Source organism: Sphaerisporangium sp. NPDC088356, from assembly GCF_040685555.1.
Classification (GTDB): Bacteria; Actinomycetota; Actinomycetes; order Streptosporangiales; family Streptosporangiaceae; genus Sphaerisporangium.
Genome location: NZ_JBFBIK010000100.1, coordinates 18,618 through 28,097 on the forward strand (window position 1 = coordinate 18,618; position 9,480 = coordinate 28,097).

Annotated in this window: 7 protein-coding genes; 6 read left to right on the forward strand and 1 reads right to left on the reverse strand. The window is 72.1% G+C overall.

Annotated elements, in window-relative coordinates:
• Positions 1–101 precede the first annotated feature (101 nt).
• From AB0O34_RS28210 to AB0O34_RS28235, 6 genes are read left to right on the forward strand one after another with little or no spacing between them, the layout of a single operon-like run.
• The gene (locus tag AB0O34_RS28210) at positions 102–1,325 is read left to right on the forward strand and encodes an amidohydrolase family protein (RefSeq protein ID WP_363920408.1); all 1,224 of its coding nucleotides are present in this window, start codon (positions 102–104) and stop codon (positions 1,323–1,325) included.
• Positions 1,322–2,290: a DMT family transporter gene (locus AB0O34_RS28215; RefSeq protein ID WP_363920410.1), complete on the forward strand. Its 969-nt coding sequence runs from the start codon at positions 1,322–1,324 to the stop codon at positions 2,288–2,290. Before AB0O34_RS28210 ends, AB0O34_RS28215 begins: the two co-directional genes overlap by 4 nt.
• Positions 2,287–3,456 carry an acyl-CoA dehydrogenase family protein gene (locus tag AB0O34_RS28220; protein WP_363920412.1) on the forward strand — a complete coding sequence of 390 codons (1,170 nt, stop codon included), beginning with the start codon at positions 2,287–2,289 and terminating at the stop codon, positions 3,454–3,456. Before AB0O34_RS28215 ends, AB0O34_RS28220 begins: the two co-directional genes overlap by 4 nt.
• The gene (locus AB0O34_RS28225; RefSeq protein WP_363920414.1) at positions 3,453–5,135 is read left to right on the forward strand and encodes a thiamine pyrophosphate-binding protein; all 1,683 of its coding nucleotides are present in this window, start codon (positions 3,453–3,455) and stop codon (positions 5,133–5,135) included. Before AB0O34_RS28220 ends, AB0O34_RS28225 begins: the two co-directional genes overlap by 4 nt.
• Positions 5,132–6,310, forward strand: a complete 1,179-nt coding sequence (locus tag AB0O34_RS28230) for a Glu/Leu/Phe/Val dehydrogenase dimerization domain-containing protein (protein WP_363920416.1) — start codon at positions 5,132–5,134, stop codon at positions 6,308–6,310. The genes AB0O34_RS28225 and AB0O34_RS28230 overlap by 4 nt, the downstream gene beginning before the upstream one ends.
• Positions 6,307–8,397, forward strand: coding sequence for a CocE/NonD family hydrolase (locus tag AB0O34_RS28235; RefSeq protein ID WP_363920418.1), 2,091 nt, complete (start codon positions 6,307–6,309; stop codon positions 8,395–8,397). The genes AB0O34_RS28230 and AB0O34_RS28235 overlap by 4 nt, the downstream gene beginning before the upstream one ends.
• A gap of 6 nt (positions 8,398–8,403) precedes the next feature.
• On the opposite strand, the gene AB0O34_RS28240 is transcribed toward AB0O34_RS28235, so the two are convergent.
• The coding region (locus AB0O34_RS28240; protein WP_363920420.1) for a non-reducing end alpha-L-arabinofuranosidase family hydrolase at positions 8,404–9,480 on the reverse strand (1,077 nt) is incomplete at its 5' end.

The window sequence follows — 9,480 nt, forward strand, 5'->3', positions numbered from 1 at the left end:
GTCGCGAAAGCTGAGGCGCGACTTAGTCAAATCACCCATTGTCATGCTCAGCGCCGATGTGTTTGAGTTGCGACTCAGGAAAAGCATGGAAGGGATCTTTGATGGCGATCGCGTTGCGATGCGCGCGGCTCGTGGATGTCGAGGCCGGTCACGTGCTGGACGACCAGACGGTGCTGGTGGAGGGGGAGAGGATCGCCGCGATCCTGCCCGGGACGGCCCCCGTGCCCGAGGGCGTGGAGGTCGTCGACCTCGGCGACGCGACCCTCGCGCCCGGACTCATCGACCTGCACACCCATCTGGTCGGGGTCGCGGCCTGCGCCGACTATGTCCAGGAACTGAAGCTCAGCGCCGCGCGCCAGGCCCTGGCCGGCGTGCGCAACGCCCGCGACACCGTGCTGGCGGGCTTCACGACGGTGCGTGACGTCGGCACGTTCCGGGCCTTCGTCGACACGGCGCTGCGTGACGCGATCGACGACGGCACGGTCATCGGGCCGCGGATGGCCGTCGCCGGGGCCTACGTCACGGTCTCGTCCGGCGGCGGCATGCTCACCGGCCTGGCGCACGACATCGAGCTCCCGCGCGACCTGCGGTTCGGGTCCGTGCGGACCGTGGACGACGTGCGCGAACGGGTCCGCGAGATCCTGCACGGCGGGGCCGACCTGGTCAAGCTCATCGCGACGGGCGCGGTGATGGCCGCGGGCACCGTGCCCGGCGCCCCCGAGCTCACCGAGGAGCAGATGCGCGCCGCCGTCCAGGAGGCCTCCTGGTACGGCGCGCACGTCGCGGCCCACGCCCACGGCGCCGAGGGTATCAAGATGGCCGTCAGAGCCGGGGTGCGCTCGATCGAGCACGCCTGCTACCTGGACGACGAGGGCATCGAGCTCATGCTGGAGCACGGCACCTACCTGTCCGCCGACATCTGGTGGGCCGACTGGATCCGGGAGACCGCGGCGACCAACGGCTTCGACGCCGAGGGGCTGCGCAAGAATGACGAGACGGCGGAGGCGCAGCGGGAGGCGTTCGCCCGGGCGGTGAGCGCCGGGGTCAGGATCGGCTTCGGCACCGACGCGGGCGGCTTCCCGCACGGCATGCAGGCGCGGCAACTTCGCACCATGGTCGATCACGGCATGAGCCCGCTGGACGCGCTGCGCGCCGCCACGCTGACCGGCGCCGAGTGCATGGGCTGGCAGGACCGCGTCGGTTCGGTCGCACCGGGCAAGTACGCCGACCTGATCGCCGTCCGGGGCCCCTTCGACGTCGACGCGTTCCCCAACGTCGCCTTTGTCATGAAGAACGGCGACATCCTGAAGAACGACCTGCGGTGAAAATCCTCGACCGTCCGGGGCGGCCTCGCCTCCGCCTGGACCCGGGTGCCGCGCGGCACCTCGCGGGCGTCTCGGCGCTGCTAGGCGTCACAGCCGTGTGGGGCACCACCTTTCCCCTGGTCAAGGACATGGTCACCCGGCTGCCGGTGACGGACCTGCTCGCCGTGCGCTACCTGGTGTCGGTCGCGCTGCTCGTCGCGATACGCCCCACGGCCCTGCGCGGGCTCGGCCCCCGGGCCTGGCGGGCCGGCGTCGGGCTCGGGGTCGTGTACAGCGCGGCCCTCGTCGCCCAGACGTACGGGCTCAAGGCGCTGCCGTCGTTCGTCTCCGGTTTCGTCACCGGCTCCTACGTCGTCATGACCCCGCTGCTCGGGCTGCTGTGGTTCCGTACGAGGATCACCGTCAGGACCTGGACGGCCGTGGGTCTCACCGTCGCGGGGCTCGCCGCGTTCATGCTGATGGCCGGGGGCGGCGGCGGGCCGATCCCGGCCGCAGGGCTGACGCTCACGCTGGTGTCGGCCGCGCTCTACGCGGTCCACGTCGTCGCGCTCGGCAGGTGGAGCCGGGCCGAGGAGGCGTACGCGCTGACGCTGGTCCAGATCGGCACGCTGGCCTGCGTGATGACGGCCGCGGCGGTGCCCGGCGGCATCGCGGTGCCGGCGTCGTTCGCGGACTGGGCGGGCCTTGTGTACCTGGCGACCGTCGCGGGAGCGCTGTCCTTCCTGGCGCAGACCTGGGCACAGGCCCACGTGCCCGCGACCACCGCCGCCGTCGTGATGTCCGTCGAGCCGCTGTGGGCGACCGCCTTCGCCGTGCTGCTGTACGGCGAGGCGGCCGGGTGGTCGCTGCTGGTGGGCGGCGGATGCCTGCTCGTGGCGATGGTCCTGGTCGCCGTGCCCTCACGCGCCGCCCCGGCGCCTTCCCTACGCCCCCCCACTCCCGTCCCCGGAGGAGAAACGCCATGACTCGTCGCATACGCAGCGGCTCGGCACTGACCGAGGAGCAGCGGGACTTCGTACGGCTGGCGCGCGAGTTCGCCGCCGCCGAGATCAGGCCGCGCGCCCGCGAGGTCGACGAGGCCGACCACGAGCTGCCCCGCGACATCTGGGAGAAGGCCGCCAAAGCGGGCCTGACCTCGTACATGCTGCCCGAGGAGTACGGCGGCGGGGGCGTGGGCGACCTGGTGACCCAGTGCCTCATCCAGGAGGAGCTGTGCCACGGTGACGTGTCGATCGGGAACCTGGTCACCTCCAACGGCTTCTTCGCGGCCCCGGTGCTGGAGCTCGGCACCGAGGACCAGAAGCGCCGCCTGCTCACCCCGCTCTGCGCCGGCGTCCCGCCGCTGACGGCGCTCGCGGTCACCGAGCCGGGCGTGGGGTCCGACGCGGCCTCGCTCACGACGCGGGCCGTGCGTGACGGCGACTCGTACGTGCTCACCGGCTCCAAGGCGTGGATCTCCAACAGCCCGTACGCGGACCTGTTCGTGGTGTTCGCGACGGTCTCGCCCGGGACGCGGTCGCGCGGGATCACGGCGTTCGTGGTCGAGCGCGGCGCGGAGGGCTTCACGGTCGGCAACCCGATGCCGAAGATGGGCCAGCGCGGCATCGCCTGCGCCGAGCTGTTCCTCGACCACGTGCGGGTGCCCGTGGAGAACCGGCTCGGCGAGGAGGGGCAGGGGTTCTACGGGCTGATGCGCACCTTCGACGGCTCTCGGATCCTGATCGGCGCCGCCTGTACGGGGCTGTCGCGCGCGGCCCTGGACGCCTCGCTCGCGTACGCGCGGGACCGGGAGCAGTTCGGGGTGAAGATCATCGAGCACCAGGCGGTGGCGTTCCGGCTCGCAGATATGGCCGCTAAAGCGGATATTTCGCATCTTGTGACCATGCGTGCGGCGGCGCTGTACGACGCGGGGGAGCCGGTCGCCGAGGAGTCCGCGATCGCCAAGCTGACCGCCTCGGAGAACGCCATGTGGTGCACCTGGGCGGCGGTACAGACCCACGGCGGCTGGGGTTACTCCCGCGAGTACCTGGTGGAGAAGTGGATGCGCGACGCCAAGCTGGAGGAGATCGAGGAAGGTACCTCCGACATCCAGCGCCTGATCATCTCCCGCTCCCTGGCGAGGAACGCGTGACCCCCGGGCACACGGGCGCGGGCGCGCTGGTCGCCGCGCTCGCCTCGCACGGGGTGGACACCGTCTTCGGCATTCCCGGCACCCACAACCTGGCCGTCTACGAGCAGCTCGGCAAGGCAGGCATCCGCTGCGTGACGCCGCGGCACGAGCAGGGGGCCGGTTACGCCGCCGACGGGTACGCCCGCGCGGGCGGCCGTCCCGGCGTCGCCGTCACCACGACCGGGCCCGCGGCCGTCAACGCCGCCACCGCGCTCGCCCAGGCCTACTCCGACTCGGTGCCCGTGCTGCTGGTCTCGCCCGGCGTCCCCTCCTCCCACCCCCGCCAGGGCCGCGGGTACCTGCACGAGAGCAAGGACCAGTCCCGCGCACTCGACGCGCTGTGCGCCTGGAGCCACCGGGTGACCTCGGTCGCGGAGATCCCGGCGGCGGTCGCGCGGGCGTTCGCCTTCTTCGGCGAGGGACGTCCACGGCCCGTCCACATCGAGGTCCCGGTCGACCTGCTCGACGCCGAGGGGCCCGCCGGGCTCGGCCCTCCGCTCCGGCTGCCGCGCCGCGCACCGGACCCCGCCGCCCTGGACGCGGCCGCCACCGCCCTCCGCACGGCCCGCCGCCCCGCCATCGTCCTCGGCGGCGGCTGCCACCCGTCCGCGCCTGAACACCCCCGGCCACCGGAGCGCGCCCGTACGGACGGCCACACGACCGCCCGTACGGACGGCCCGCGCCTCGCCGCCCGTACGCGGTCGGCGGGCGGGCTCGCGGTGGAGCTGGCGGAGCTGCTCGGGGCGCCGATCGTCACGACGGCGAACGGGAAGGGCGCCGCCCCCGAGAGCCACCCGCTGTCCCTCGGCGCCACCTTGCACCTGGCGGCCGTACGCGAGTGGCTGGCCGGGTGCGACGTGGTCCTGGCGGCCGGCACGGAGCTGGCGCCGTCCGACCTGTGGGTGGACGACTTCCGGCTGGACGGCACGCTCATCCGGGTCGACGCCGACCCAGGCCAGATGTATGGCGACCACGTCGCCGGGGTGCCCGTCGTGGGTGACGCGGGCGAGGCGCTGCACGGGCTGCTCGAACGCCTGGCGCCCGCCCACGTCACGGCGTCCAAGCCCGGACCGGAGCTGTGGCACGCGCGCGACACCGAGCTGGAGGCGCTCACGCGCAGGTGGGCGGGCCACCTCGCGGCCCTGCGCGAGGCGCTGCCACCGGAGACGATCGTCGCCGCCGACAACTCGATGATGTGCTACTACGGCGCCCTCGGCGGCCTGCCGCTGGACCCGCCGGGCAGGTTCCTGTTCCCGACCGGCTACGGCACGCTCGGCTTCGCGCTGCCCGCCGGCATCGGCGCCGCCGTCGCGCGCCCCGGCACACCCGTCGCCGTGCTCGCCGGGGACGGGGCGTTCCAGTTCAGCCTGCAGGAGCTGGCCACCGCCGTGGAGCTCGGCCTCTCACTTCCGGTCGTCGTCTCGGTCAACGGCGGCTACGGCGAGATCCGCGCCGAGATGGCCGAGCGCGGCATGCCGCCGGTCGCCGTGGACCTGCACGCGCCCGACTTCGTCCTGCTCGCCCGCGCCTACGGGGCGCGGGGCCTCGCCGCCGGTACCCCCGGAGAGCTGCGTGAGGCCGTACGAGAAGCGGTGCGCGCCCCCGTCCCCACCGTCATCGTCGTCAAGGAGAACCAGTGACCACCGTGCCCACAACGCGGCAGCCCTTCCTCCAGGTCGTGTGGACGGACGACGTCACCGGCCGCCACGGCTACGTGGTGATCGACAGGCTGGGACGCGGCGTCGGCAGCGGCGGCCTGCGCATGCGCGAGGGCGTGACCCTGGCCGAGGTCGCCGACCTCGCGCGCGGCATGAGCCACAAGGAGGCGCTCGCCTACGAACCCGGCAACCTGTACCAGCCGCTCGGCGGGGCCAAGGGCGGCATCGACTGCGATCCGCTCGATCCCGTGGCGGACGGGCTCCTGCGGCGCTACATCGCCGCGATGAAGCCCCTCCTGCAGACGTACTGGGCGACCGGCGAGGACCTCGGCCTGCGCCAGGACTCGATCGACGCGGCGTGCCGCGAGGCGGGGCTGCGCACCTCCATCGACGCGGTGCTGCCGCTGCTGGACGACGCCGACGCGGCTCTGGCCAGGCTCGACGCCGCGTTCGCCGTGGACGTGGACGGCATCGGGCTGGGCGATCTCGCGGGCGGGTGCGGCGTGGCCGAGGCGGCGCTGACCGCCATCGAGCATCTCGGGCTGCGAGACGCGACCGCCGTTGTGCAGGGCTTCGGCTCGATGGGCGGGGCCACGGCCAGGTTCCTTTCGAAGGCCGGGGTGCGGATCGTCGGCATCAGCGACACCGAGGGCCTGGTCGTCAACCCGGCGGGGCTGGACGTCGAGACCCTGCTGCTCACCCGGGACGCCCACGGGCGCATGGACCGCACGCGCCTGCGGGAGGACGACCACGAGCTGCCGGGGGAGAGCTGGCTCGACATCGGCTGCGACGTGCTGATCCCCGCCGCCGTCTCCTACTGCGTCGACGTGCCCGAGGCCGCCCGCGTGCGCGCCCGGCTGATCGTCGAGGCCGCGAACTGCCCGGTGACCGCCGGGGCGGAGGAAGTGCTGCGCGAGCGCGGCGTGCTGGTCGTACCCGATGTGGTGGCCAACTCGGCGACCAACTCCTGGTGGTGGTGGACACTGTTCGGCGACATCCCAGCGCAGGCCGGAGGCGCCTTCGGCAAGATCCGCTCGTGGATGCGCCGGGTCGTGGGCGAGGTCCTGGACGAGGCGGAGCATACCGGGAGGACACCCCGCGAGGTCGCGTACACCTTCAGCGGGCGCGTACCGTCCCCGCAGGCGAGCTCGCGATGACGGGGCCCGCCGCGCGTCCTGGAGGCGAGACGGTGCTGACGATGATCAGGCTCGCGGACGGCACCAGGCTCGCCGCCACGCTGTACCTGCCCGAACGGCTGCCCGCCCCCTGCCTGCTGGAGGCGCTGCCGTACCGCAAGGACGACGTGACGTACGGCTATCGCCCCGAGTACGAGGCGCTGGCGGCCGAGCACGGGTACGCGGTGTGCCGGGTGGACGTGCGCGGCACGGGGTCGAGCGAGGGGGTGCCCGAGGACGAGTACCCGGCGAGCGAGGCCCGCGACCTCTGCGAGGTGATCGCCTGGCTCGCGGCGCAGGAGTGGTGCGACGGCGGCGTCGGCATGTACGGCACTTCCTACAGCGGGTTCAACGCCCTGTGCGCCGCCGCCGCCCGGCCACCCGCGCTCAAGGCCATCTGCTCCATCTATGCCTCCGACGACCGCTACACCGACGACGTCCACTACGCGGGCGGCATCCACCGCTGGCTCGACCTCGTGGACTACCCGGCCTACATGGCGGCCATGAACGCGCTGCCTCCCGTGCCCGAGGTGTACGGCGAGGGATGGCGGGAGGAGTGGCTGCGGCGGCTGGACGCCACCGAGCCGTGGCTGCTGCGCTGGATGAGCGAGCGGCACGACGGCGCCTACTGGCGGCAGGGCTCGCTCAGGCAGGACTCGTCCAGGCAGGGCCACGACCGGATCGCCGTGCCGACGATGCTGGTCGCCGGATGGGCGGACGGCTACGCGAACGTGGTGCCGCGCCTCAGCGCGGCGCTTGAACGCAACGGAGTGCCGTACCGGGTGATCGCCGGGCCGTGGTCGCACGCGTCACCAGAGCACGCGCTTCCCGGGCCGGGCATCGAGTTGCTGCCTGAGATGGTCCGCTGGTGGGACCGCTGGCTACGCGGGGATCGCGACGCGGTGCGCGACCGCTCGGCCGTCGTCTTCGTCCGCTCGTCCACCCCGCCCGCTCCCGACCGCGCCACGGTGAACGGGGAGTTCCGCGCCCTGCCAGGATGGCCGGCCCTCCCCGGCCAACCCCTCACGACCGGGGAAGGCCTCGGGCCCCTCGCGGCCTCCGGCTCCCGGGAAGGCTCCGGATGGACGGACCTTCCGGTCGCTCCGGACATCGGCCTCGCCGTGTGGAACAACTGCGCGGGCTCCCTCCCGTGGGGCCAGGCGCTGGACCAAAGATCCGACGACGCCCGCTCCGTGACCGTCGAGTGGGAGAGCCCCGCCGAGGGGCTGACCATCGTCGGCCATCCCCGGCTGCGCGCGAGCGTCCGGGCGGGCGCGGGCGGCACCCTCGCCGTACGACTCTGCGACGTGGCCCCCGACGGCGCCTCCGAACTGATCAGCCGGGCGGTCCTCCGCCTCCCCGGCACTTCGGAGCCGCAGGACGAGTCCGGCCCACCGGTACGGGCCGAGTCCATGGTCGAGCCTGAGGTTGACGCCGGGTCCGTGGCCGACCCCGAGGTTCTCGCCGAATCCTTGGTGGAGTGTGAGGTAGAGGTGGAGCTGGACGTCGTGGCGCACCGCGTGGTCGCCGGACACCGGCTCAGGCTCGCGCTCGCCACCTCCGAATGGCCCAACGTGATGGCCTCGCCCGAGGCCGTGCCGGTGGCGGTGGACCTCGACGGCAGCGCCCTGCTCCTGCCGCTGGCCGAACAACCCCTCGGCGAACCGGCCTCGGGGCTGCGCCGCACCGAAACGCCGGTCCCCGACGCGACCGACGTGGTGTGGACCATCGACCACGACGTGCTGCAGCGGGTCACCAGGTGCCGCACCGGCTATGGATCAGCCGCCGAGCCGCTGGGCGGCGGCACCTACGCCGACAGGTACGAGGGTGAGGTGACCCTGGACCACCGGACCCGCCGCCAGACGGTCTCGGCGGAGAGCCGCTTCCACATCACGTGGGCCGACGGCCCCACGGTCACCGCCGAAAGCCGGCTCAAGGTGGCCACGGAGGGCACCCGCCTGGCGGTGACCATGGAAGTGACCGCCACCGAGAACGGCACCGAGCTCAAGACCCGCCGCTGGACCCGGCTGATCGAACAAGACCGCCTTGAGCTCGGCGATGACGGATGAGAACGGTCAGCAGGTGGAGTTGGTCTGGGTCAGCAGGCCCAAGCGCCAGGGCAGGGAGTTGTAGTCGCCGCCGGCGTTGGGGTCCATGCCCTGGTAGAGGTATTGCATCTTGCACGGGCTGATGGTCAGGGTCTGGTCGACCATGGTGCGCACCATCTCGCCGTGGCTGATGTCGTTGCTCCAGGCGGTGCCGCTGAAGGTGACGTTGTTGGACCGGGCGAACGGGTTGCTCTCGCTGGCGGCCAGCTCGGTCCAGGATCCGGCGAGGCCGCTGGAGGTCCAGGACCGGAAGTATCGCCGGCCGTTGGATCCGATCGCTTCGACCAGCAGCAGATACTGGTCGGAGCCTTGCACCTTGTAGACGTTGGAGGCTTCGAACAGGTTGTTCTTGTTGGAGTCCTGCATCGCGATGACGGTGTTGGTGAACCCGTTGGGGAAGTTGGCCAGCGTGGTCTGCGACCGGTACAGGTGGCCGTTGTCGTCGGAGGAGAACAGGTAGCAGTTGGCGGTGTCGCAGATCACCCACATGTCGACCCAGTAGCCGTTGCCGATGTTCTGCTGGATGATCGCGGGCATCGAGGAGTAGAAGTTCTTCGGCGCGCTCCACCCGTTGGGGTTGGAGATGTCGGGGTTGGTGGAGTACGAGGCGTTACCGGTCTGGTAGACCAGGTACCACAGGTTCTGCGGCGCGAAGTAGAACACCTCAGGCGCCGCCCGGTAACCCGCGCCGACCGGGGTCCGGTCCAGGTAGTAGTGCGTCGCCGAGCCGGCCTGCGACCAGTCGGTGAAGTTCAGGTACACCAGGTTGTACCCCGAGGCCTGGGCGGTGCTGGCGAACACGTGGTACTTGCCGTTGTAGTACACCACCGTCGGGTCCTTGATCCCCGCGATGTTGTGCGTCGAGTCAGGCTTCGGCGCGATCAACACACCACTGGAACTCCACCGGAAACTACTGGGCAGCGTCCCGGTGCCACCCGTGGGGGTGGGGGTCGGAGTCGGCGTCGGGCTGGGGGATCCACTGCCACCGTTCCAGGTCCATTTCTGGTTGTTGCCGCCGGTGCAGGAGTAGAGCTGGAGTTTGGT

Coding starts and splice junctions, on each gene's coding strand:
- AB0O34_RS28210 (WP_363920408.1), top strand. CDS start 102: ATGGCGATCGCGTTGCGATGCGCGCGGCTCGTGGATGTCGAGGCCGGT.
- AB0O34_RS28220 (WP_363920412.1), top strand. CDS start 2,287: ATGACTCGTCGCATACGCAGCGGCTCGGCACTGACCGAGGAGCAGCGG.
- AB0O34_RS28235 (WP_363920418.1), top strand. CDS start 6,307: ATGACGGGGCCCGCCGCGCGTCCTGGAGGCGAGACGGTGCTGACGATG.